The organism is Streptomyces changchenzhani, from assembly GCF_039766235.1.
Classification (GTDB): domain Bacteria; phylum Actinomycetota; class Actinomycetes; order Streptomycetales; family Streptomycetaceae; genus Streptomyces.
In genome coordinates, this window is sequence record NZ_JBDHNH010000017.1 from 42,165 (window position 1) to 65,538 (window position 23,374).

A 23,374-nucleotide genomic window follows, 5' to 3' on the forward strand; every position below is an offset into this window, starting at 1 on the left:
TTGCTGCGGCCTCTGCGGGACCTTCTCCGAGCCTTTTCAGAGCCTTTCGGTACGGGTACGGGTACGGGCTCGGCCGGCGGCCTCGACGAGGAGCCGGCCGGCGAGGGCCATGAGGACTGCGGAGGGTGCGCTGACGGGGATGGCCACGAGGGTCGCCGTACGCCTTCGAGCAGGTCGCCGAAGCCGACCATCGACAGGCCGAGCACCCCGAGCAGGCAGAGCGTGATGAGACCCCCCGTCAGACCCCCCGCGCCAGAACCGTCGCCCCCGCCGCCGGCGCCCCCGCCACCCTCGCCGTGCGGCACGTGCCCGACTCGCGCAGTGCCGTCGCCACCGTCTCCGCCGAATCCGCGCCCTTCGTCAGGAACGCCGTCGTCGGCCCGGACCCCGACACCAGACCCGCCAGCGCCCCCGCCGCCGTGCCCGCGGCCAGGGTTTCGGCCAGCGAGGGGCGCAGGGAGAGCGCCGCGGGCTGGAGGTCGTTCGTCACGGCGCCGGCCAGCGCCGTCGCGTCGCCCGTGCGCAGGGCGTCGAGGAGGGCGGTCGAAGCCACCGGGTCGGGGACGGCGGTGCCCTCGGTCAGGCGGTCGAACTCGGCGTACACCGCCGGGGTCGAAAGACCGCCGTCCGCGACCGCGAACACCCAGTGGAAGTCACCGCCGACATCGAGCGCGGTGAGGTACTCACCCCGGCCGGTGCCCAACGCCGCCCCGCCGACCAGGCTGAACGGCACGTCACTGCCCAACTCCGCGCAGAGCGCGAGGAGTTCGGTGCGGGACGCGCCCGTACCCCAGAGCGCGTCGCAGGCCAGCAGCGCCGCCGCCCCGTCCGCGCTGCCGCCCGCCATGCCGCCCGCGACGGGGATGTCCTTGGCGATGTGGATGTGGACGTCGGGGGCGATGCCGTAGCGCGCGCCCAGCGCGATCGCGGCCCGCGCCGCCAGGTTCGTGGCGTCCAGGGGGACCTGCGCCGCGTCCGGGCCCGAGCAGGTGATCCGCAGCGAGTCGGAGGGCGTGACGGTGACCTCGTCGTAGAGGCCGACCGCGAGGAAGACGTTGGCGAGGTCGTGGAAGCCGTCGGGCCGCGCGCCGCCCACCGCCAGCTGGACGTTGACCTTCGCGGGAACGCGCACGGTGACCGGCCCGCCCACGCCCACGCTCGCACCTGCACCTGCACCGCTCACGCCTTCACCCGCCACGCCTTCGCGCATCACGCCTTCGCCTCCGCGATACGGGCGAACTCCTCCACCGTCAGCGCCTCGCCGCGCGCCTGCGGCGAGATCCCGGCCGCGACCAGGGCCGCCTCGGCGGCGGGCGCGGACCCGGCCCATCCCGAGAGCGCCGCCCGCAGCGTCTTGCGGCGCTGCGCGAACGCCGCGTCGACGACCGCGAAGACCTCCGCCTTGGTGGCGGTGGTCCGGATCGGCTCCGTACGGCGGACCAGGGAGACGAGGCCCGAGTCGACGTTCGGCGCGGGCCAGAAGACGTTGCGGCCGATCGACCCCGCCCGCTTGACCTCCGCGTACCAGTTGGCCTTCACCGAGGGCACGCCGTAGACCTTGTTGCCCGGCTTGGCCGCGAGCCGGTCCGCGACCTCCGCCTGGACCATGACCAGGGTCCGCTCGATGGTCGGGAAGCGCTCCAGCATGGTGAGCAGGACGGGCACCGCGATGTTGTACGGAAGGTTCGCCACGAGCGCGGTGGGCGGCGGCCCCGGCAGCTCGTGGACCTGCATCGCGTCGGAGTGGACCAGGGTGAAGCGGTCGGCCCGCCCCGGCATCCGCGCCGCGATCGTGGCGGGCAGGGCGCCCGCGAGCGCGTCGTCGATCTCGACGGCTACGACCCGGTCGGCCGCTTCGAGAAGGGCCAGCGTCAGCGAGCCGAGGCCGGGGCCGACCTCGACGACCACGTCGTCCGGGCGCACCCCGGCCGTCCGTACGATCCGGCGGACCGTATTGGCGTCGATGACGAAGTTCTGGCCGCGCTGCTTGGTGGGGCGCACACCGAGCACCGCCGCCAGTTCCCGGATGTCGGCGGGACCCAGCAGGTTGTCGGAGACCGGGGCGGGACCGGGGGCGGGCGCGGAGTCAGGCAGGGGCGCAGAAGGCTCAGTGGTGCTCACCGCTCAAGCGTAAAGGGCCCCGGCACCGGGCTCTGCCTGCGGACGGCCCCGCCCCGCCACGCACGCGGCAGCCGACCGCCGTCGCCACCGCCGGCCACCGCGCCCCCTACAGGCGGCTGCCGCAGTGCGGCCAAGGGCTGGACCCGCGCTGTACGTACAGCTTCTTCGCCCGGAACGTCTGCTCGCTAGCGCTCGCCTCCTGCGCGCGCCCGCTGCCGCCGAGGGACTGCCAGGTCTGGGTGTCGAACTGGTAGAGGCCGCCGTAGTTGCCGGTCGGGTCGACCGCGCTCGGCCTGCCGCCCGATTCGCAGTGGGCGAGCCCGCTCCAGTTGAGCCCGTCCGCCCCGGCGACGGCGGTCGGCATCGCCTTGGTGCCGACCTTCACGCGCTGGGTGACCGGCTCGCGGGCGATCTCCTCGGCGATCTTCCTGGGCTTCTGCTTGACGCCGTTGACGGTGCGCAGGGCGTACGTGACCCGGCGCGCGCCCTGCTTGCCCGCCTGCGCGACGACTTCGGTGCCCTTGAAGAGCGTGGGGTCCTGGGTCCGCTCGACGGTGAAGGGGATGGGCTCCTCGCGCACCTCCTTGGTGCCCTTGATCCGCATCACGGTGATCGTCTGGCCGTCGCGCGGGAAGGTGCCGGGCGGCACGGAGGTGGTGTCCTGGCCGTGCAGGCTGATGCCCACCTCCGCCAGGGCCTCGCCCACGGTCGCGGCGTTCGTGCGGATGGTGCGCTCCCGTCCGTCCGCCATGAACGTCACGGAGCGCTCGGTGCGGACGTCCAGCGCGAGGCCGTTGCGCCCGATCGCGGAGGAGCGCGAGGTGGAGAGGAACGCGCCCTCCGCGCGCACCCCGAGCTGGCGCAGCGCACCCTCGACGGTGCGGGCGGTGGTCCACAGCTGTCGGCGTTGGCCGTCCAGGGTGAGGGTCACCGGGCGGCCGTAGTGGACGACGATCTCGTCGCCGCTGGCCAGGGCCTCGCCGGGGGCGGGCGCGACGATGTCGTGCTCCCCGACGGTGACGCCCTGGTCGGCCAGCAGTTCGTCCACGTCGTCGGCGAAGGTGTGCATCGTCCGGGGTACGCCGTCGATGCTCAGCTTGATCGCCTTGTCGTTGGCGATGAACGCGGAGGTGCCGCCGGCCAGGAAGGCGACGACCAGGGCCTGCGGGACGAGCCGCCGGAACGTGTCGGGCCGCTCGCCGCCCTTGCGCCGCCGCGCCGCCCGCCGGGCCCCTCCGCGTCCGTCGCCCGCCGAACCGGCTCCGGGCCCGGGCCCCGGCCCCGGCCGTGCGCCCGGAGCGGCGTCGGGGGCGGGGGCGGCGACGAGGGCGCCCATCGCGCCCTGGCGCGGCAGCTGCGGCTCGGGCGCCGCGTGGGCGCCGTACAGCGGCGCGCCGTAGGGCAGCATCTCCAGGGACGCGTACTCCTCGGGCCCGCACGCCTCGGGCCCGCCCGACTCCGGTCCCGACGCTCTGCCCGTCGTACGTCGGCCGCTGCCGCCACGCACCGCGCGGTGACTGCCCTGTGAATTGCTCACGACGCTCCAGAGGTCCGGCCCGTCCACATGACGCTGCGGGCCGGGACACTAGCGGAGCGATGGTCACTCTCCAAAGCGACGCAGCTACGCAGTGTCGCCGGATTGACCGCCGTACGGTTCAGTAATCGAACGCACGTGCCGTATTGGCGGCGATTGCCGTGGCCAGGACGTCCTCTTTCACTCCCTTGACCGCCGCCATCGCCCGCACCGTGACCGGAATGAGATACGGGGCGTTAGGCCGTCCGCGGTACGGGGCGGGGGTCAGGAACGGCGCGTCGGTTTCGACGAGAACCAGTTCGAGCGGTGCGACGGCGAGCGCGTCACGCAGCGGCTGGGCGTTCTTGAACGTCACGTTTCCGGCGAAGGACATGAAGTAGCCCTTGCGTGCGCAGATCTCGGCCATGGCCGCGTCACCGGAGTAGCAGTGAAAGACGGTGCGCTCGGGGGCGCCCTCCTCGTCGAGGACCCGCAGCACATCGGCGTGCGCGTCACGATCGTGGATGACGAGTGCCTTGCCGTGCCGTTTGGCCATCTCGATGTGGGCCCGGAAGGACAGCAGCTGGGCGGCGATTCCGTCGGGTCCGGTACGGAAGTGGTCGAGCCCGGTCTCGCCGACGGCCTTGACGTACGGCAGGCCCGCCAGCCGGTCGATGTCGTCGAGCGCCTCGTCGAGCGCCCCTACACCACCCGCGGTGCGCGCGCCCTGCCGCGACCAGCCGTCGGGGTCGCCGTGGACGATGCGGGGGGCTTCATTGGGGTGCAGGGCAACGGCAGCGTGCACGTTCTCGTACGCCTCGGCGGTCACCACGGCCCATCGTGAGCCCTTTACGTCGCAGCCCACCTGGACGACAGTCGTGACGCCGACCGACACGGCCTTCGCCAGCGCCTCCTCGACCGTGCCGTCCTGCATGTCCAGATGGGTGTGCGAATCGGCGACCGCCACCCGAAGGGGCTCGGGCAGCGGCGGTGGGGCGTCTTGAGGGGTCATGGTCACGATCGTACGAAAACCACGCCCCGCGCCTCACTCCGAACCTCACCGCAAGCCGTCACTTGCGGTGCTGGAAGGGATGCAACAGATCCGACAGGTGCCAGTGATGCGGCTCGGGCTCCTCGCCCGCCGGTACCACCAGGGGTCCCGCCGGCGCCGTCGCGGGCTGCGCCCACTGGGCCGCCTGCACCGAGGAGACCTGCCCCGAGCGCATGATCCGCACGACATGGCCGCCGCAGTTCACGCACAGGGGACGGGACAGGGGTGACGGCACGCGCAGCCCGTCGGCCGTATAGACCACGGACTCGCGCCCCGAACCGTCGGTGTGGTGCTTGATCTCGTACGCCTGCTCCCAGCCGTGCCCGCACCTCATACAGGCGAAGGCGTAGGCCTCGTGAACGGTGGTTCCTGCGCCGGCGGTGTCTGCGATCTCGCTCATGCCAGCTCCTTTCCACTGATCCAGTGGATGCCCATTCGGGCGGGAGCGCATCAGGTCCTGTCGATATATGGAGCGGTCTTGGCCCTTCCATGGAAAAGAGCCCGATACGCGGCCTGTTCCTTTGCTTTTTACGATAGTCCTTTGCCGTCCGCAGAGCCCGCCCGTGCCGCATTCTTTGCCGCGACAACGGCATCGAATACCTCGCGCTTGGGCAGACCCACTTCCGCGGCGACCGACACGATGGCCTCCTTGCGCCGCTCCCCCGCCTCTTCGCGCACCTGCACCCTGCGCACCAGCTCGGCCGGGTCCAGGTCCAGCACCGCGTCGGGGGCACCCTCGACGACGACGGTGATCTCGCCGCGCACGCCGTCGGCGGCCCACTCGGCGAGCGCCTTCAGCGGCCCGCGCTTCACTTCCTCGTACGTCTTGGTCAGCTCGCGGCAGACCGCGGCCCGCCGCTCGTCGCCGAACACCTCGGCCATCGCGGCGAGCGTGTCGTCGAGGCGGTGCGGGGCCTCGAAGTACACCAGGGTCCTGCGCTCACCGGCGGCCTCGCGCAGCTTGCTCAGGCGCTCGCCCGCCTTGCGCGGCAGGAAGCCCTCGAAGCAGAAGCGGTCGACGGGCAGCCCGGACAGCGCCAGTGCGGTCAGTACGGCGGACGGCCCTGGCACCGCGGTGACCTTGATGTCCTTCTCGACGGCCGCGGCGACCAGCCGGTAGCCGGGGTCGGAGACGGACGGCATGCCCGCGTCGGTCACCAGGAGCACCCGCGAGCCGCCCTCCAGCGCCTCGACGAGCTCGGGCGTACGCGCGGTCTCGTTGCCCTCGAAGTACGACACGACACGCCCCGTGGTGCGCACACCGAGCGCCTGGGTGAGGCGGCGCAGCCGCCGGGTGTCCTCGGCGGCGATGACATCGGCCCTCTCCAGTTCGGCGGCGAGCCGGGGCGGGGCGTCCGAGACGTCACCGATGGGGGTCCCTGCGAGGACGAGGGTTCCGCTGCTGGTCATTGCTGCCTTCTCACCGAGGTCGACCGACGTTCTGCCCGTCCAGTCTGACGGACGCCGCCGGGCACCCGCTCCCCACCACGACGGCGGCCTCCCGGCCACGCAGGGACCACGGGCACAGATGTGTTCCCTACGATGGCGCGGTGACCAGTACCGCGTCAGAAGCCCAGCAGGGCCACGCCGCCGAAGAGCAGCCGCCCTCGTGGCAGCGCCGACTGCGCCGATTCGGCTATGTGCCCAGGCAGGTTGTCGGCCTGAGCGACCGACTTGTGCCGCCGTACAGCAAGCCGGGCACCGAGCTGTGGAGAGGTCTCGGGGTGCCGCCGGCCGCCATGGGAGTCGTGGCGCGGCTGGTGCGGTGGTCGGCGTGGGGCGGGCCCTTGCTGGTCGCTTTCGTCGCCGGGCTGCTGCGGCTCTGGCACCTCGGCAGCCCCAAGGCGGTGATATTCGACGAGACGTACTACGCGAAGGACGCCTGGGCGCTCGTCAACCAGGGGTACGAGGGCCAGTGGCCCAAGGACATCGACAAGTCGATCCTCGCCGACCCTTCGAGCGTCCCCATCCCCGACGACCCCGGCTATGTGGTGCATCCGCCGGTCGGCAAGTGGGTCATCGGGATCGGTGAACAGCTTTTCGGATTCACGCCGTTCGGCTGGCGCTTCATGGTCTGTGTGCTCGGCACGATCTCGGTCCTGATGCTGTGCCGGATCGGGCGGCGGCTGTTCCGCTCGACGTTCCTGGGGTGTCTGGCGGGCGCCCTGCTCGCCGTCGACGGCCTGCACTTCGTGATGAGCCGCACGGCGCTGCTCGACCTGGTGCTGATGTTCTTCGTGCTCGGCGCGTTCGGCTGCCTGCTCGTCGACCGGGACTGGGCACGGCGCCGACTGGCCGCCGCGCTGCCACGCGACGACGAGGGAGTGCTGCGGCCGGACGCCCGGGTCGCGGAAAACCTGCGCCTGGGCCTGCGGCCGTGGCGGATCGCCGCCGGGGTGTGCCTGGGCCTGGCGTTCGGCACCAAGTGGAACGGCCTGTACATCCTGGCCGCGTTCGGGCTGCTGACGGTGGTGTGGGACGTGGGCGGCCGGCGGACGGCGGGTGCGGTGCGGCCGTATCTCGCGGTACTCAGGCGCGACATCCTGCCGGCGTTCGGCTCGACGGTTGTTGTCACCTTCGCGGTGTACGTCGCCTCCTGGACGGGCTGGATCGTCTCCAAGGAGGGCTACTACCGCGACTGGGCCACGGGCGCGGGGCGCGGCGGGAACTGGACCTGGCTGCCCGACTGGCTGCGCAGCCTGTGGCACTACGAGACCGAGGTCTACAGCTTCCACGTCAATCTGACGTCCGGTCACACCTACCAGTCGAACCCGTGGAGCTGGCTCGTCCTGGGCCGCCCGGTCTCGTACTTCTACGAGTCGCCCAAGCCCGGCAAGGACGGCTGCTCGGCGGCCGAGAAGCACGAGTGCGCCCGCGAGGTGCTGGCGCTCGGCACCCCGCTGCTGTGGTGGGCGGCGTGCTTCGCGGTGCTGTACGTGCTGTGGCGCTGGGCGTTCCGCCGCGACTGGCGGGCCGGGGCGATCGCCTGCGGCATCGCGGCCGGCTGGGTGCCCTGGTTCTTCTACCAGGAGCGGACGATCTTCCTCTTCTACGCCGTCGTGTTCGTCCCGTTCCTGTGTCTGGCGGTAGCGATGATGATCGGCGCGATGCTCGGGCCACCGGGCTCGGACGAACGGCGGCGCACGATCGGGGCGATCGGGGCGGGGGTACTCGTCCTGCTCATCATCTGGAACTTCATCTACTTCTGGCCCATTTACACCGGCCAGACCCTGCCGATGAGCGACTGGCGCAGCCGCATGTGGCTCGACACCTGGGTGTGAGGGTGCGCGCATCCCGGTCCGATAACAGTCACCCCATGTGTCACGGCCGTCCCGTAGAGTACGCTCCGACACTTCTTTGAACACGTTCAGTTCAAGGGGACTCCTGGGGAGGGGACTGCATCGCATGCGCAGTGGAGCGAAGGCCGCCATAGTCGGCGGGGTGTTTCTTGTCGCGACCGGGGGCGTGGCCTACGGCGGCTACACCCTGCTGAGCGGCGAGAGCAACGACACCGGTCCGGGCCTCAACACCCGCTCGGCGCCCAAGAAGACCGGCCCGCCGAGCGCGTCGGAGGTCGACAAAACCACGAAGGCGTTCCTCGCGGCCTGGTCGAAGGGCGACGCGCGCACCGCCGCCGACCTCACCAACAACGCCACGCAGGCGCAGCCCGCCCTGGAGGCCTACCGCGAGGTGGCGCGCGTGTCCGAGGTGTCGTTGACACCGGACGCCCCGGTCGGGGCGAAGGTGCCGTTCACGGTGAAGGCGAAGGTGACGTACGCGGAGGCCAGGAGCAAGCCCTGGTCGTACGCGTCCCAACTGACCGTCGTCCGCGGCCTGACCACCGGCGCCCCTCTGGTCGACTGGGCCCCCGCCGTCATCCACCCGAAGCTGAAGGCCGACGACACCCTGACGATGGGCGAGGCGTCGGCCCCGCCGATCAAGGCGGTGGACCGTAACGGCGCCGAGCTGACGAAGGAGAAGTACCCGTCGCTCGGCCCGATCCTGGACGCCCTGGGGGAGAAGTACGGCACGAAGGCGGGCGGGAAGCCCGGCATCGAGCTGGCGGTGGAGAGCGCGGACATCAACCAGCCCGTACGCTCGCTGCTCACCCTCACCAAGGGCAAGCCCGGCAAGCTGCTCACCACGCTGGACGCGGGCACGCAGGCGGCCGCCGAGAAGGCCGTACAGCGGTACAAGAACTCCTCGGTGGTGGCGGTCAAGCCGAGCACCGGCGAGATCAGGGCCGTCGCCAACCACCGCGACGACGAATTCAACGCGGCGATGCTCGGCAAGCAGGCCCCCGGCTCCACGATGAAGATCGTGACGGCGGCAATGCTGCTGGAGAAGGGCCTGGTCGGCGCCGACCGTCCGATCGAGTGCCCCGCGAACGTCATGTATCAGGGCCGGACCTTCCACAACCTCGACAACTTCGACATCAAGAACGGCACCTTCACCCAGAGCTTCGCCAGGTCCTGCAACACCGCCTTCATCAAGCAGATCGACGACACGAAGGACGACGCGGCGCTGTCCAAGGAGGCCCAGGAGGTCTTCGGCATCGGGCTCGACTGGCAGACCGGCGTCACCTCGGCGGACGGCTCCGTGCCGATGGCGTCCGGCGGCGAGGCGGCGGCGCAGTACATCGGGCAGGGCACGGTCCAGATGAACGTCCTCAATATGGCGTCCGTCACCGCCACCGCCAAGACCGGCACCTTCCGGCAGCCGGTCATCGTCCCGCGCTCGCTCGACGGCCGGGAGATCGCCCAGGCGCCCCGCTCGCTGCCCGGCGGCGTCTCCGAGCAGCTGCGCACCATGATGCGGGTCACCGCGAGCAGCGGCACGGGCGCGCAGGCGATGGCCTCGGTCGGCGGGGACAAGGGGGCCAAGACGGGGTCGGCGGAGGTCGACGGGCAGGGTACGTCCAACAGTTGGTTCACCGGGTTCAGCGACGACGTGGCGGCCGCCGCGGTCGTGGAGTCCGGCGGACACGGCGGGGACGCGGCGGGCCCACTGGTCGCGCAGGTGCTGCGCGCGGGCTGACCGCGCGTCGACCGGCACCGCACACCCGGTAACCGGGTCGCATGGCCCGTACAGCTACCGCTAGCGTGCGGGCCATGAGCACACCCGGAACCACCGCCCACCCCCGCTTCACCGAGGCCCTGCGCGAACTGGGCATCAAGGACATCGAGGTACGCGGCTTCCCCGACGCGACCCGTACGGCCGTCGAGGCGGCTGCCGCCGTCGGCTGCGAGCTGAGCCAGATCGTCAAGTCCCTGATCTTCGAGGCGGACGGTGTGCCCGTCCTGGTCCTGATGGACGGCGCCTCGCGGGTCGATGTGGAGCTGGTGCGCCGGGAGTTGTGCGCGGCGAAGGTCGGGCGGGCCAATGCCGATCGCGTACGGGAGACGACCGGCTACGCGATCGGCGGCGTACCGCCCTTCGGACACCGTACGAAGACCCGGGTGATCGCCGACCGGGGCCTGCTCGCACACGGGGAGGTCTGGGCCGCGGCCGGCACCCCGCACACGGTCTTCGCGATGGATCCCAGGACGCTGGTCGGCCACGCCGGTGCGACCGTCGCGGACGTGCGCGAGCAGAGCGCGTGACGCCGCTCGTCGTAGCGGCGGTGCTCATCGCCGCGTTCACGCACGCCAGTTGGAACGCGATAGCCCACCACATCAAGGACCAGTTGGTCTCCTTCACGCTGATCTCCGGCGGCGGCGCGCTGATCGGCCTGCTCGCGGCGGGGTTCGTGCCCTTCCCGGCCGCGGAGGCCTGGCCGTATCTGACCCTGTCCGCAGCGCTGCACGTCGGCTACATGGTGCTGCTGATGCGGTCGTTCAGCCTCGGCGACTTCGGCCAGATGTACCCGATCGCCCGCGGCACGGCGCCGCTCGCGGTCACCGTGCTTGCGGCGATATTCGTCGACGAGTGGCCGGGCGGCTGGCAGTTGGCGGGCGTCGCGGTCGCCTGCGCCGGGCTGGTGGGCGTGGCGCTCTGGGGCATCAAGGGCGCGGGCGGGCGCCCGCACTGGCCGGCGCTGGTCGCGGCGCTGGCGACGGGCCTGTCGATCGCCGCATACACGGTGGTGGACGGCATGGGCGTACGAGCGTCGGGCTCGTCCCTCGGCTACATCGCCTGGCTGATGATCCTGGAGGGCCTGGCCATCCCGGCGTACGCCTTCTACCGGCGCCGGGCCGTACTCCTGCCGCAACTACGCCCGTTGGCGGTGCGCGGCCTGATCGGCGCGGCCCTGTCGGTGACGGCGTACGGCCTGGTGCTGTGGGCCCAGACGAGGGCACCACTCGCCCCGATCGCGGCGCTGCGGGAGTCGTCGATCATCGTGGGAGCGGCGATCGGAGCCCTGTTCTTCAAGGAGCGCTTCGGGGCGCCGAGGATCGCGGCGGCGGGCTTGATGGTGGTCGGGATCGGCCTGATGCTCCACACGAGCTGAGTACGAGGCGAAATCCACCCCGTCCGGCACATCCAGCCCGTCCGGCACATCCAGCCCGTCCGGCACATCCAGCCCGTCCGGCGTTTGAGGACAAGGGGGGGCCTGGGGGCTCGCCCCCAGTTTCGGGAAGGGGCGGGTAGGGGACAGCCCCGCGCAGCGGCCCCGCACCCGCCCCCGCCGCAGCACCCGCACCCGCCCACCCGCACCGCACCGCACCGGCGCTCAGCCCTGGAACGCGCCCCGCAGCCCCAAGTTGCTGCCCAGCAGCCCGCCGTCGACCGGCAGCGTCACGCCGGTGATCCACGCCGCGTCGCGCGACGCGAGAAAAGCGACCGCCGCGGCCACGTCGTCGGGGCGTCCCACCCGGCCCAACGGGTAGTGCGCCGCCGCCCGTTCGAGGTCCGCGCCCTTCCCCGCCCACGCCTCCGTCGCGACCGTGCCCGGCGCCACCAGGTTGACCCGTACGCCCCGCGCCGCCGCGTGGCCCGCCAAGGTGCGGGTCAGGCTCGCAAGGCCCGCCTTGGCGGCGCTGTAGGCGTGGTTGCCGAAGTCCTGCTCGCCGTTGACCGAGCCGACACTGACGATCGCCCCGCGCCCCGACGCCGCCAGGTGCGGCAGCGCGGCCCGCGCGCAGCGGAATGCGCCCGTCAGCGTGATGTCGAGATCCCGCTCCCACTCCGCGTCGTCCTCGTCCTCGAAGAGCGCCGCATCGGGCGCGCACGAGCACGCGTTGTTGACCAGCACATCGAGCGTCCCGAACTCCCGTACCGCGCACTCCACCGCCGCCAGGACCGAGCCCCGGTCCCCCACGTCGCAGCGCAGCGCCACCGCTCCCGGGATCGACTTCGCGGCCTTCGCCGCCCGTTCCTCGTCCAGGTCCGTGACCAGCACGCGCGCGCCCTCGGCCGCGAGCCTGCGGGCCACCGCCTCGCCGATGCCGCGCCCGGCGCCGGTGACCAGCACGCCGTACCCCTCGAACCGCAGGGGCACGGACAGCGGCAGCTGCGAAGATCCTTGTGCGGGCGATCCACTTCTAGGTGTCATACACCGATCATGCAGCGGACCGTACGGCCCTGACCAGGGCCTGTGCGCGGGGGTCCGCGGTGACGCCCTTCTGCAGCCCGTTGGTCACATACCCGAAGGCGATGCCCGCCTCCGGGTCGGCGAAGCCCAGCGAGCCGCCCCGCCCCGGATGCCCGAACGAGCCCGGCCCGAGCAGCGGCGCCCCGGAACCGTGCAGCATAAAACCGAGCCCGAAGCGGGTGTTGACGACCAGCACCCGGTCGGGCCCCGCCGATTCCTCGGTCCGCGCCAGCGTGAGCGTGGCCGGGGCGAACAGCCGGTGCCCGTCCACCGCCCCGATCATCGCCGCGTAACACCGCGCCAGCGCCCGCGCGGTGGAGATCCCGCCCGAGCCGGCCAGACCGACGGCGCGGTACGCGGGGTCGTTGTCGTCCACGACCGGATCGATCGCTCCGAACGCACGCCGGGTGAGCGAATCGGGGTCCCCGTACGCCTCGGTCACACTGCGCCGTGGCCGTACCCGCAGCGCCCCGGGCGCCTCGGCGGGTGCCTCCACCCGCCCTGTTCTGCCCACCCGGTGGGCCTCGTCGGGGGGCAGGCCGATCCAGAAGTCGAGCCCGAGCGGCCGGCCGATCTCCTCGGCGATCCACCGTCCGATGGTCCGCCCGGTGACCCGCTTCACCAGCTCACCGATCAGCCAGCTGTATGTGTGCGCGTGGTAGCCGTGGTCGGTGCCCGGCGCCCACAGCGGCTGCTGGGCGGCGACCGCGCGCGGCCCGGAGACCCCGTCGATCGCCTCGGCCAGGGTCAGCGGCCGGTCGAGCAGCGGCACGCCCGCGCGGTGCGAGAGCAACTGCCGTACGAGTACCAGCTCCTTGCCGCCCGCCTTGAACTCCGGCCAGTACGTGGCGACGAGGGCGTCCAGGTCGATCTGCCCGCGCTGGTGCAGCAGGAGCGGCACCGCGGCGGCGATGCCCTTGGTCGCGGAGTGCACGACCTGCGCGGTGTCGACGGCCCACGGCTCGGGCCCGTCCACGTCCCGCGTACCCGCCCACAGGTCGACGACCTTGAGGCCGCGCCGGTAGACGGCGACCGCCGCGCCGCGCTCGCCGCGCTGCTCGAAGTTGCGTACGAAAGCGTCCTTGACCGGCTCGAAGCCGGCCGCAACCGTGCCTTGGACGTCCACGCCCGCACTCCCGCTCTTCACTCTTCGTCCCGCATGCTGCGTCCCGCGTGCGCGCGCCCGGTGGCGCCGCACCCCCATGGTGCAACGTGGTCCGGCCCCGCAGGCCGGTGGGGTCCGTCCGGTGACCCGCCCTCAGCGGCCCCGGAGGTCTCAGGGCCTGGTCGTCGTCACCGAGCGCGGGTCGAAGCCGAACGGCAGCTCCAGCCGGTGCGAGCGCATCAGTTCCTCGTTGGTGAGCAGGTCCCGGGTCGGCCCGTCCGCCGCGATGACCCCGTCGCTGAGCACCACCGCGCGCGGGCACAGCTCCAGCGCGTACGGCAGATCGTGCGTGACCATCAGCACCGTGACGTCCAACGACCGCAGAATGTCGGCCAGTTCACGGCGGGAAGCCGGGTCGAGGTTGGACGAGGGCTCGTCGAGGACCAGGATCTCGGGTTCCATCGCCAGTACGGTCGCGACCGCCACCCGGCGTCGCTGCCCGAAGGACAGATGGTGCGGCGGGCGGTCCGCGAACCCGGCCATCCCGACCTGGCCCAGGGCCTTCGCGACGCACGCCTCAAGCTCGGGGCCGCGCATCCCGCCGGCCGCGGGACCGAAGGCGACGTCCTCGCGGACCGTGGGCATGAACAGCTGGTCGTCGGGGTCCTGGAAGACGATGCCGACGCGGCGGCGGATCTCGGCGAGGTGCCGCTTGCCGACGGGCAGCCCGGCCACCGTCACGGTGCCCGCCCCGGCCGTGAGGATGCCGTTGAGGTGCAGCACGAGGGTGGTCTTGCCCGCGCCGTTGGGGCCCAGGATCGCGACCCGCTCACCGCGCCCGACGGTCAAGTCGACGCCGAACAGGGCCTGGTGCCCGTCGGGATAGGCATAGGCGAGCCCGGACACTTCGAGCGAGGGAACGGCGGCGGGGGGCGGGGAGGGAGCGGAAGTGGTCACAGGGTCCATCCCAGCAGACATACCGCGAGCGCGGACAGCGGGAGCGCCGCGGCCTTGTACCACTGCGCCCGCGATGCGGTCACCTCGTCGATCACCGGCATGGTTCCGGTGTACCCCCGGCTGATCATCGCCAGGTGCACCCGCTCACCTCGCTCGTACGAGCGGATGAACAGCGCGCCCGCCGATTTGGCCAGCACACCCCAGTGCCGCACGCCCCGCGCCTCGAAGCCGCGCGAGCGCCGCGCGATCGACATCCGCCGCATCTCGTCCGTGATCACATCGCCGTAGCGGATCATGAACGACGCGATCTGGACAAGGAGCGGCGGAAGCCGCAGCCGCTGCAGGCCGAGCAGCAGGGAACGCAGCTCGGTGGTGGAGGCGAGCAGGACCGAGGCGGCAACGCCGAGTGTCCCCTTGGCGAGGACGTTCCAGGCTCCCCACAGCCCGGAGACGCTCAGCGACATGCCGAGCACCTCCACCCGCTCGCCCTGCGCCACGAACGGCATCAGCACGGCGAAGGCGACGAAGGGCACCTCGATGAGCAGCCGCTTGAGCAGATAGCCCGCCGGTACGCGGGACGCGTACGCGACCGCGCCGAGCAGCACGGCGTACAGACCGAAGGCCCAGACCGCCTCGCGCGGGGTCGACACCACGACGAGCACGAAGCAGAAGACGGCGGCGAGCTTGCAGTGCGGGGGCAGCGCGTGGACGGCGGTGTGGCCGTGCCGGTAGAGCCGGTGGGCGTGGCCCGCGCCCATGTCAGGCCGATTCCTCGACGCGGGCGGGGGTGGCGTCGCTTTGCGGCCCGTCCTCGCGGCGGCGCCGGACGGCCCAGAAGATGCCGGTGCCCGCGACGATCGTCGCGCCGACGCCGATCACGCCCGCGAGACCGCCGGAGATGCGCGGGTCGGCGATGTCCTTGATCCCGTAGTCGGCGAGCGGGGAGCCTGCGGCTGCGTGCTCCTCGACCTTCTTGTCGATGCCCTGCTCGGCGGCCACTTGCTCCAGACCGTCGGGGCTCGCGGAGGCGTAGAAGCTGAAGACCCCGGCGATGACGAGGGCCGAGACCAGGCCGACGCCCCAGACCTTGCGGGTGGAGCGGGCCGCGACGGGGGCCAGAACGGGCTCCGGAGCGGGCTCCGGGGTCGCGTCGACGAGCTTGCCGCCGACGAGCAGCTTGAGCGGCGCGGCCAGGCCGCGCGCACCGTGCACCAGGTCGGGCCGTACGGCGATGACGGCGCCCACGGTCGCGGCGGTGATCACGGCCTCGCCGATGCCGATGAGGACATGCACGCCGACCATCGCGGTCAGTACCTTGCCGACCGGGATGTCGGTGGTCCCGCCGATCGCGTAGATCAGCGTGAAGGCGGCGGCCGCGGCCGGCACGGACACCAGGGCGGCGACGAAGGAGGCGACGGTCACCGAGCGGCGGCCCCGCGGCAGCACCTTGACCAGGCCGCGGAAGAGCGCGTACGCCACGACGACCGTGACCACGCCCATGACCGTGATGTTCACACCGAGCGCGGTGAGACCACCGTCGGCGAAGAGGATGCCCTGCATCAGCAGGACGACCGACACACAGAGCACTCCGGTGAAGGGGCCGACGAGTATCGCGGCGAGCGCACCGCCCAGTAGATGGCCGCTGGTGCCGGCCGCGACCGGGAAGTTCAGCATCTGTACGGCGAAGATGAACGCCGCCACCAGGCCCGCGAGGGGCGCGGTCCGCTCGTCCAGCTCGCGGCGTGCACCGCGCAGGCTGACGGCGACAGCACCGGCGGCAGCTACTCCGGCGACCGCGGAAACCGGCAGGTTGATGAATCCGTCGGGGACATGCATGGAGTGCTCCGCTCAGGCGGGTTGGCTAACCGTTTGATGATAATGCCCAGTTGCAAAGAGGTTGCAACAACGCACAGGTCACGAATAGGTCTGGAGCACGGACCATGAAATATGGGACATTAGGTTAATAACATCGTGAATGTGAGGAGCCGACCCATGCACCCCGTCATCGAAGACCACGCACGGGCCCGCCTCATTACGGATGCCCCGTACTCCCGGTCCGTCCCCGTCGCGCTGCGCTACGACATGGACGGCGACCCCCTCGCCGTATGCCTCGTCTTCCCGGCGGGCGTCTCCCCCGGCGACTCCGAGAATGAGTGGATCCTCGCCCGCACCCTCCTGGAGACCGGGCTGAGTCGGCCCATCGAGACCGAGAGCGGCGATGTCCGGGTCTGGCCGTGCGGCCGAGTGCAGGCTGTGCTGGAGCTGCACTCGCCGCAGGGCGTCGCGGTGATCCAGTTCGACCGCGCGCCCCTGCTGCGCTTCCTCCGCCGCACCCGCGCGGCCGCGCCCGCGCCCGTAGAGCAGCCCGTGGCGACGCCCGTCCAACAGCCCGGATGACACGGAGGCCCCCCCGGCCGCACCTTGGCCGGGGGGCCTCCTCGTCGCACCGGGTTCCCGTCCCCACGAGCCGGTGCGTACCCGGGGGCGCGCTCCGCTGACGCGCGCCCCCGGGAGTCCTCGAACGCCGTGACCACTCAAGCGCTGTGATCACTCAAGCGCGATGTGCACTCAGGCGTTCAGACGTTCAGGCGTTCAGACGTTCAGGCATTCAGGCATTCACCAGCTCGCGGTCCCCGTCCGGGCCCTTGCCCTGGTCGGCCGATGTGTCGTCGCCCAGCTCCTTGCGGAGCTGCTCGCCCTCGACGTCGACATTGGGCAGCGCCTTGTCCAGCCAGCGCGGCAGCCACCAGGCGGCCTTGCCGAGCAGCGCGAGCACCGCGGGCACGATGGCCATCCGTACGACGAAGGCGTCGAAGAAGACCGCGATGGCCAGCCCGAAGCCGATCATCTTGATCATCGACTCGCTGGACCCGATGAAGCCCGCGAAGACGGCGATCATGATCACGGCGGCGGCCGACACGACCCTCGCGCCATGCCGGAACCCGGTGACGATGGCCTGACCCGGCCGCTCCCCGTGTACGTACGCCTCACGCATCCGGGTGACCAGGAAGACCTCGTAGTCCATGGCGAGACCGAAGACCACACCCACCATGAAGATCGGCATCATGCTCATGATCGGGCCGGTCTGCTCCACACCGAGGACCGAGCCGAGCCAGCCCCACTGGAAGACCGCGACGACCGCGCCGAGTGCGGCGACGACCGACAACAGGAAGCCGAGGGCCGCCTTGAGCGGTACCAGGACCGAGCGGAAGACCAGCATCAGGAGCAGGAAAGCCAGGCCGACGACGAGCGCCAGGTAGGGCAGCAGCGCGTCGTTCATCTTCTGCGAGAAGTCGATGTTCATGGCCGTGGAACCGGTGACCAGGACCTCGACGCCGTCGTCGGACTTGAGGTCCGCGCCCGCGTCACGGATGGAGTGGACCAGCTCCTCGGTCTCGGCGGACGAGGGGCGGTCCTTGGGGATGACGGTGATCACCGAGGTGTCACCGGCCTTGTTGGGCTTGCCCGGCACGGTGGCCACGACGCCGTCCATGCCCTTCACCCGGTCGTTGACCGCGCGGAACGCCGCCTTGGCGTCCTCGCTGCCCTGGGCGTCCGCGACCAGCATGAGCGGGCCGTTGAAGCCGGGGCCGAAGCCGTCGGACAGCAGGTCGTACGCCTTGCGCTGAGTCGTGGAGACCGGCTGCGAACCGTCGTCGGGCAGGCCCATCTCCAGCGAGGAGGCCGGGATGGCGATGATGCCGAGCCCGATCACGCCGGTGAGCAGTACGGCGACCGGGCGGCGCAGTACGAAGCGCGCCCAGCGGGTGCCCATGTTCGGCTTGGCCTCGGCCTTGTCCTTGCCCTCGGCCTCGGTGGCCGCGTTGCGCGCCTTGCGGCCGACGATCCGCTTGCCCGCGAAGCCGAGCAGCGCGGGGACGAGGGTGAGCGCGATGAGTACGGCGATGACGACGGTGCCTGCGGCGGCGAAGCCCATCTTCGTCAACATCGGGATGTTGACGACGGCGAGGCCCACCAGGGCGATCACCACGGTGAGGCCGGCGAAGACGACTGCGGAGCCCGCCGTGCCGACGGCCCGTCCCGCCGCGTCCTCGTGCTCGCGGCCCTCGGCCAGCTCGGCGCGGTAGCGGGAGACGATGAACAGCGCGTAGTCGATACCGACCGCGAGGCCGATCATCATCGCGAGCGTGGAGGTGGTGGAGCCGAGGTCGAGCACGTTCGCCAGTGCGGTGATCGTGGAGACACCGATGCCGACGCCGATCAGCGCGGTGAGCAGCGGCAGCCCGGCGGCCACCAGCGAACCGAAGGTGATGACCAGCACGATCGCGGCGACCGCGACACCGATGATCTCGGTGGACCCGGTCTCGGGCGCGGCCTGCAGCGCGTCACCGCCGATCTCCACGGTGAGTCCGGCGTCGCGCGCCTCGTCACCGGCGCCGGTGAGCGCCTCCTTGCTCGCGTCGGTCAGTTCCATGCCGCTGACCTTGTACGAGACCTGGGTGTACGCCGTCGAGCCGTCCTCGCTGACGGCCTTGCCCACGTACGGGTCGACGACCCGGGTGACCTCCTTGGAGGAGGACTTCAGGTCGGCGACGACCTTCTGGACCTCGGCCTTGTGGTCGGGGTCGGTCATCTTCTCGCCGGCGGGCGCCTTGAAGACCACCCGGGCGGTCGCGCCGTCGGCGCTGGCCCCCGGGAAGCGCTGTTCGAGCAGGTCGAAGGCCTTCTGGGCCTCCGTGCCGGGTATCGAGAAGGAGCTGGAGGAGGTGGACGCGGAGGTGGCGCCGACACCGGCGAGCACCAGCAGCGCCACCCACGCGAGGGCGACGAAGGGGCGGCGGCGGAAGGCGAGCCGGCCCATCTTGTAGAGGAACGTGGCCACGAGGGCGTCTCCCGGTCGGGTCGTTGGAACTGGAACAGGGCGTGAAGAACCACCCCGACGACGAGAGCGGTGCGCGTCAGGTAGGTGTGTGTATGCGGGGAGGGGTCAGACGCCGAGGGCGGGGAGAACCACGGCGTCGATGTAGTCGGCGAGGAAGGCCCGGTCGGGTGACCGGTCCTCGATCAGCTGTTGGGCGACGAAAGCACCGACCACCATGTGCGGGACGTACCGCAGGGCGGGGGTGTCGGCGGAGAGTTCTCCGCGGTCCACCGCGCGTCGCAACAGGCCGTCGAGTCCGGTCATCTCGGGCTCGATCAGCAGTTCCCGAAGTGCCTTGTGGAGATCGGGGTTGCCGTGAATGGCCTGGGCCAGGCCCCGCATCAGCGCGGAGTCCTTCTCCATCTGGCAGTCGTCGGTGCGCTCCACCAGGGCGTGGAAATCGCCGCGCAACGAGCCGGTGTCGATGTCCTCGATGCGGACCGGCTTGTTGTGCCGCAGCGCCTTGGCGACCAGCTCGGGCTTGTTCCCCCACTGGCGGTAGAGGGTGGCCTTGCTGGACTTGGTGCGGGTGGCCACGGCGTCCATGGTCAGGGCGTCGTAGCCGACCTCGCGGAGCAGGTCGAGCACGGCTTCGTACAGTTCGGTCTCACGTTCGGGTGTGAGCCTGCTGCGCGCCATCCTCGACCTCCTCGGGTACTTGGCATCGTACGGAACGAAACTGTTTCGTACACCAGGACAGTACGCCTCACTCGAACGAAACGAACCCGTTTCGATGGTGTTCTGCGCCACAAGTTGCCGCACCCCCCGCCCGCGGGAAGCATTGGGGGGTGAGCGACGACGGCGCGTACCTCCGCTTCCCGCACCTCCACGGCGATCTGCTGTGCTTCGCCGCGGAGGACGACCTCTGGGTCGCGCCGCTCGCCCCCGAGGGCCACCGGCCCTCCCGGGCCTGGCGGATCACCGTCGACCGCACCAAGGTCACCCACCCGCGCTTCTCTCCCGACGGCAAGCACCTCGCGTACACGACCTGGCGCAGCCTGGACCCGGAGGTGCACCTCGCGCCGGTCGGCGGCGGGCCGGCCCGCCGCCTGACCTACTGGGGCTCGATCGACGCCCGGGTGTGCGGCTGGACGCCCGAGGCCCCCGACAGCCCGGCGAGCATCCTCGCGGTGTCCTCGCACGGCCAGCCCTTCTCCTACTACTCGTGGGCCTACAGCCTGCCCACCGACGGCAGCCCCGGCGGCAAGCTGCCCTGGGGCCCGGTCGCCGACATCGCGTCCGCGGACATCGACGGTGAGCGTCGTACGCTCCTGCTCACCGGAAAGCCGCCGCACGAGCCCGCCGCCTGGAAGCGCTACCGGGGCGGGGCGACAGGGCGGCTGTGGCTGCACGGGGAGCAGCTGCTGCCGGACATCGGGGGGCATTTGGACTGCCCGATGTTCGTCGGCGGGCGCATCGCCTTCCTCTCCGACCACGAGGGCATCGGCAATCTCTACTCCTGCCTGTACGACGGCACCGGCCTGCGGCGGCACACCGACCACGACACGTACTACGCCCGCCACGCGTCCAGTGACGGCGAGCGGGTGGTCTACCAGTGCGCGGGCGACCTGTGGCTCGTCGACGACCTCTCCGAGGGGGGCGTGCCGCGCAAGCTGGAGGTGCGACTGGGCGGGCCGCGCGCCGGGCGGCGCAGCTACCAGGTCCCGGCCGCCAGCCATGTCGACGCGCTCTCGGTGGACGAGACGGGCCGGGCGAGCGCCGTCGTGGTGCGCGGCAGCCTGTACTGGCTCACCCATCGCGACGGCCCGGCCCGCACCATCACCGACACCGCCGGGGTACGCACCCGGCTGCCTGAAATGCTCGGCAGCGGCGGGCAGGTCGCGTACGTCACCGACGCGCAGGGCGAGGACGCGATCGAGATCGCCTACCTGCCGCGGGCCAGCGGCGAACGCGCGCCGCGGCGCCTGGCGTCCGGGGAGGTCGGGCGCGTACACGAACTGCTGTCGGACCCGGAGGGCGAGCGCATCGCGATCGCCTCGCACGACGGGCGGCTGCTCCTCATCGACGCGACCGAGGAGTCCAACGGCGAGGTCACCGAGCTGATCCGCTCCCTCAACGGGCCGGTGCGCGACCTGGCCTTCTCCCCCGACGGATCCTGGCTGACCTGGTCCCATCCCGGGATCGGCCGCTCGCTGCGCCAGATCAAGATGGCGCGGATCGCCGGGCCTGGGATGCGTACCACTGTCGATGTCACCAACGGCCGGTTCGAGGACGAGAATCCGGTCTTCACCAGCGACGGCCGCTACCTCGCCTTCCTCTCCTGGCGCGGTTTCGACCCGGTGTACGACGTGCACACCGGGGACCTGTCCTTCCCGCTGGGCTGCCGCCCGTACCTCGTCCCTCTCTCCTCCGCGACACCGTCCCCCTTCGCCCTGTCGCCGGACGGCCGCCCGGCGGCGGGCGGCCTCGACCCCACGGACAACGAGAGCGCCGACGGCACGGTCCTGGTGGAGATCGAGGGCCTAGAGAGCCGGGTGACGCCGTTCCCCGTGGCCGCGTCGAAGTACTCGGCGCTGCACGCGGTGAGCGGCGGCGGTCTGGTGTGGCTGCGCTGGCCGATCTCGGGGGCGCTCGGCGAGACCTTCGCCAACCCGGCCGACATGTCGGGCCGCCCCACCCTGGAGCACTTCAACATCACCAAGGCGCGCAAGAGTGAACTCGTCGACCACATCGACTGGTTCGCGGTGAGCGGCGACGGCTCCCGCCTGGTGGTCATGGACGAGGGCGAACTACGGGCCGTCCCCTCGACGGAGTCCGGCGACAACGACGCGACGGTCTACCTCGACCTGCGCCGCATCCTGCACGACGTGGACCCGGAGGCGGAGTGGCGCCAGGCCTACGACGAGGCGGGCCGGGTCATCCGCGCGTACTTCTGGGAGCCGGGGATGTGCGGCATCGACTGGGACGCGATCCTCACCCAGTACCGGCCGCTCCTCGAACGGGTCGCCACACCCGACGAGTTCGCGGATCTGCTGCGCGAAGTCCTGGGCGAGCTGGGCACGTCACACGCGTACGTCGCCGCTGCGCGCCGCAGCGAAGGCCCACGCCACTACCAGCGGGCGATGGGGCTGCTGGGCGCCAATCTGGTCTGCCGGGACGGGAGTTGGCTGGTCGCGCGCATCCTGCCCGGCGACTCCTCGGACTCCAAGGCGCGCTCCCCACTGGCCGGTACGGGAATCCGGGAGGGCGCGGTCCTCACCCATGTGGACGGCCGCCCGGTGGACCCGGTCACCGGGCCCTTTCCCCTGCTGGCGGCGGCGGGCGGCACCACGGTGGAGCTGACCTTCCAGCCCGCCGAGGGCGAGGGGCGGGCGCGCCGGGTGGCGATCGTCCCGCTGGTCGACGAACGCCCGCTGCGCTACCAGGACTGGGTGGCCAAACGCCGTGAAGTGGTACGGGAGTTGAGCGGCGGCAAGTGCGGCTACCTGCACATCCCCGACATGGGCGGCTCGGGCTGGGCCCAGTTCAACCGGGACCTGCGCCTTGAGGTGCAGCGCCCCGCGCTGATCGTCGACGTACGGGGCAACGCGGGCGGGAACATCAGCGAACTCGTGGTGGAGAAGCTGACCAGGACCATCATCGGCTGGGACCTGACCCGGGACGCCCAGCCGGTCTCGTACGCCTCGAACGCACCGCGCGGCCCGGTGGTGGCCCTGGCGGACGAGGCGACGTCCTCGGACGGCGACATGATCACGGCGGCCTTCAAACTCCTGGAACTCGGCCCGGTGGTGGGCCGTCGCACCTGGGGCGGCGTGGTCGGCATGACGGGCCGGCACACGCTGGGCGACGGGACGGTGATCACTGTCCCGATGAACGCGGCCTGGTTCGACGAGTACGGCTGGTCGGTGGAGAACCACGGAGTGGAACCGGACATCGAGGCCCTGCGCACCCCCCTGGACTGGGCAGAGGGCCGCCACGCCCAACTGGACGACGCGGTGAGAGTGGCCCTGGACCTCCTGGAGACACACCCGGCATCCACACCCCCCGGCTACAAGAACGTCCCGAACAAGCGCCGCCCAAACCTGCCCCCGAGGCGCTGACCCGCGGCCGGGGGGATGCGGGGGTCCGGGGGGGGCGGTGCCGCGTCGGGGCGTCTCCTCGGGTGCCGAACGTTCGGGTACTGCTGCGTGAGGTTCGCGGTGGTTGCGTTCGACACCCTGCGGGGAGCGCCCCGCCACGTCCCCGCCCCC

Annotated in this window: 19 protein-coding genes; 6 read left to right on the forward strand and 13 right to left on the reverse strand. The window is 71.6% G+C overall.

The annotated features are described in order from the left end of the window. Positions 1 to 238 precede the first annotated feature (238 nt). From ABCR94_RS35520 to rsmI, 6 genes are all read right to left on the reverse strand, one after another. Positions 239 to 1,210 carry a 4-(cytidine 5'-diphospho)-2-C-methyl-D-erythritol kinase gene (locus ABCR94_RS35520; RefSeq protein ID WP_521978559.1) on the reverse strand — a complete coding sequence of 324 codons (972 nt, stop codon included), beginning with the start codon at positions 1,208 to 1,210 and terminating at the stop codon, positions 239 to 241. Continuing rightward, complete coding sequence (gene rsmA, locus ABCR94_RS35525) at positions 1,210 to 2,094, reverse strand: 16S rRNA (adenine(1518)-N(6)/adenine(1519)-N(6))-dimethyltransferase RsmA (protein WP_521978581.1); 885 nt, start codon at positions 2,092 to 2,094, stop codon at positions 1,210 to 1,212. The genes ABCR94_RS35520 and rsmA overlap by 1 nt, the downstream gene beginning before the upstream one ends. A 133-nt stretch (positions 2,095 to 2,227) precedes the next feature. After that, positions 2,228 to 3,457, reverse strand: coding sequence for a resuscitation-promoting factor (locus ABCR94_RS35530; RefSeq protein ID WP_521978583.1), 1,230 nt, complete (start codon positions 3,455 to 3,457; stop codon positions 2,228 to 2,230). Positions 3,458 to 3,776: 319 nt separating this feature from the next. Beyond that, complete coding sequence (locus tag ABCR94_RS35535) at positions 3,777 to 4,646, reverse strand: TatD family hydrolase (RefSeq protein WP_347125237.1); 870 nt, start codon at positions 4,644 to 4,646, stop codon at positions 3,777 to 3,779. Positions 4,647 to 4,704: 58 nt separating this feature from the next. Continuing rightward, entirely contained in the window at positions 4,705 to 5,085 is a 381-nt protein-coding gene (locus ABCR94_RS35540) for a hypothetical protein (protein ID WP_347125240.1), read from the reverse strand. A 128-nt stretch (positions 5,086 to 5,213) separates the two neighbouring features. After that, positions 5,214 to 6,095: a 16S rRNA (cytidine(1402)-2'-O)-methyltransferase gene (rsmI, locus tag ABCR94_RS35545; protein ID WP_347125242.1), complete on the reverse strand. Its 882-nt coding sequence runs from the start codon at positions 6,093 to 6,095 to the stop codon at positions 5,214 to 5,216. Positions 6,096 to 6,235: 140 nt separating this feature from the next. Between rsmI and ABCR94_RS35550 the strand changes: the two genes are divergently transcribed. The 4 genes from ABCR94_RS35550 (at position 6,236) to ABCR94_RS35565 (ending at position 11,136) form a co-directional block, all read left to right on the forward strand. Beyond that, positions 6,236 to 7,966, forward strand: coding sequence for a dolichyl-phosphate-mannose--protein mannosyltransferase (locus tag ABCR94_RS35550; RefSeq protein ID WP_347125243.1), 1,731 nt, complete (start codon positions 6,236 to 6,238; stop codon positions 7,964 to 7,966). A gap of 124 nt (positions 7,967 to 8,090) precedes the next feature. After that, entirely contained in the window at positions 8,091 to 9,722 is a 1,632-nt protein-coding gene (locus ABCR94_RS35555) for a penicillin-binding transpeptidase domain-containing protein (RefSeq protein WP_347125245.1), read from the forward strand. 74 nt (positions 9,723 to 9,796) lie between these two features. Beyond that, positions 9,797 to 10,288: a YbaK/EbsC family protein gene (locus ABCR94_RS35560; RefSeq protein ID WP_347125247.1), complete on the forward strand. Its 492-nt coding sequence runs from the start codon at positions 9,797 to 9,799 to the stop codon at positions 10,286 to 10,288. Then, a complete protein-coding gene (locus ABCR94_RS35565; protein WP_347125248.1) occupies positions 10,285 to 11,136 on the forward strand; it encodes an EamA family transporter in 852 nt (283 codons plus the stop codon). Before ABCR94_RS35560 ends, ABCR94_RS35565 begins: the two co-directional genes overlap by 4 nt. A 222-nt stretch (positions 11,137 to 11,358) precedes the next feature. On the opposite strand, the gene ABCR94_RS35570 is transcribed toward ABCR94_RS35565, so the two are convergent. From ABCR94_RS35570 to ABCR94_RS35590, 5 genes are all read right to left on the reverse strand, one after another. After that, positions 11,359 to 12,180, reverse strand: a complete 822-nt coding sequence (locus ABCR94_RS35570; protein WP_347125250.1) for an SDR family NAD(P)-dependent oxidoreductase — start codon at positions 12,178 to 12,180, stop codon at positions 11,359 to 11,361. Between the two features lie 7 nt (positions 12,181 to 12,187). Continuing rightward, entirely contained in the window at positions 12,188 to 13,345 is a 1,158-nt protein-coding gene (locus ABCR94_RS35575) for a serine hydrolase domain-containing protein (RefSeq protein ID WP_347125252.1), read from the reverse strand. A gap of 150 nt (positions 13,346 to 13,495) precedes the next feature. Further along, positions 13,496 to 14,290 carry an energy-coupling factor ABC transporter ATP-binding protein gene (locus ABCR94_RS35580; protein WP_347125254.1) on the reverse strand — a complete coding sequence of 265 codons (795 nt, stop codon included), beginning with the start codon at positions 14,288 to 14,290 and terminating at the stop codon, positions 13,496 to 13,498. Next, complete coding sequence (gene cbiQ / locus ABCR94_RS35585) at positions 14,278 to 15,039, reverse strand: cobalt ECF transporter T component CbiQ (protein WP_347125256.1); 762 nt, start codon at positions 15,037 to 15,039, stop codon at positions 14,278 to 14,280. Before cbiQ ends, ABCR94_RS35580 begins: the two co-directional genes overlap by 13 nt. Position 15,040: 1 nt before the next feature. Next, positions 15,041 to 16,117 carry an energy-coupling factor ABC transporter permease gene (locus ABCR94_RS35590; protein WP_347125257.1) on the reverse strand — a complete coding sequence of 359 codons (1,077 nt, stop codon included), beginning with the start codon at positions 16,115 to 16,117 and terminating at the stop codon, positions 15,041 to 15,043. A gap of 156 nt (positions 16,118 to 16,273) precedes the next feature. Here ABCR94_RS35590 and ABCR94_RS35595 point away from each other — a divergent pair, with 156 nt between their 5' ends. Continuing rightward, positions 16,274 to 16,678 (forward strand): SsgA family sporulation/cell division regulator, encoded by a 405-nt coding sequence (locus ABCR94_RS35595; protein WP_347125259.1) that lies wholly within the window; start codon positions 16,274 to 16,276, stop codon positions 16,676 to 16,678. A 211-nt stretch (positions 16,679 to 16,889) separates the two neighbouring features. Here the strand turns inward: ABCR94_RS35595 and ABCR94_RS35600 are convergent, their stop codons facing one another. Continuing rightward, positions 16,890 to 19,124, reverse strand: a complete 2,235-nt coding sequence (locus tag ABCR94_RS35600; RefSeq protein WP_347125260.1) for an MMPL family transporter — start codon at positions 19,122 to 19,124, stop codon at positions 16,890 to 16,892. A 105-nt stretch (positions 19,125 to 19,229) separates the two neighbouring features. Next, positions 19,230 to 19,802 (reverse strand): TetR/AcrR family transcriptional regulator, encoded by a 573-nt coding sequence (locus ABCR94_RS35605; protein ID WP_347125262.1) that lies wholly within the window; start codon positions 19,800 to 19,802, stop codon positions 19,230 to 19,232. 149 nt (positions 19,803 to 19,951) lie between these two features. On the opposite strand from ABCR94_RS35605, the gene ABCR94_RS35610 reads away from it, so the two are divergent. Continuing rightward, positions 19,952 to 23,224: a S41 family peptidase gene (locus ABCR94_RS35610; protein WP_347125264.1), complete on the forward strand. Its 3,273-nt coding sequence runs from the start codon at positions 19,952 to 19,954 to the stop codon at positions 23,222 to 23,224. Positions 23,225 to 23,374: the final 150 nt, after the last annotated feature.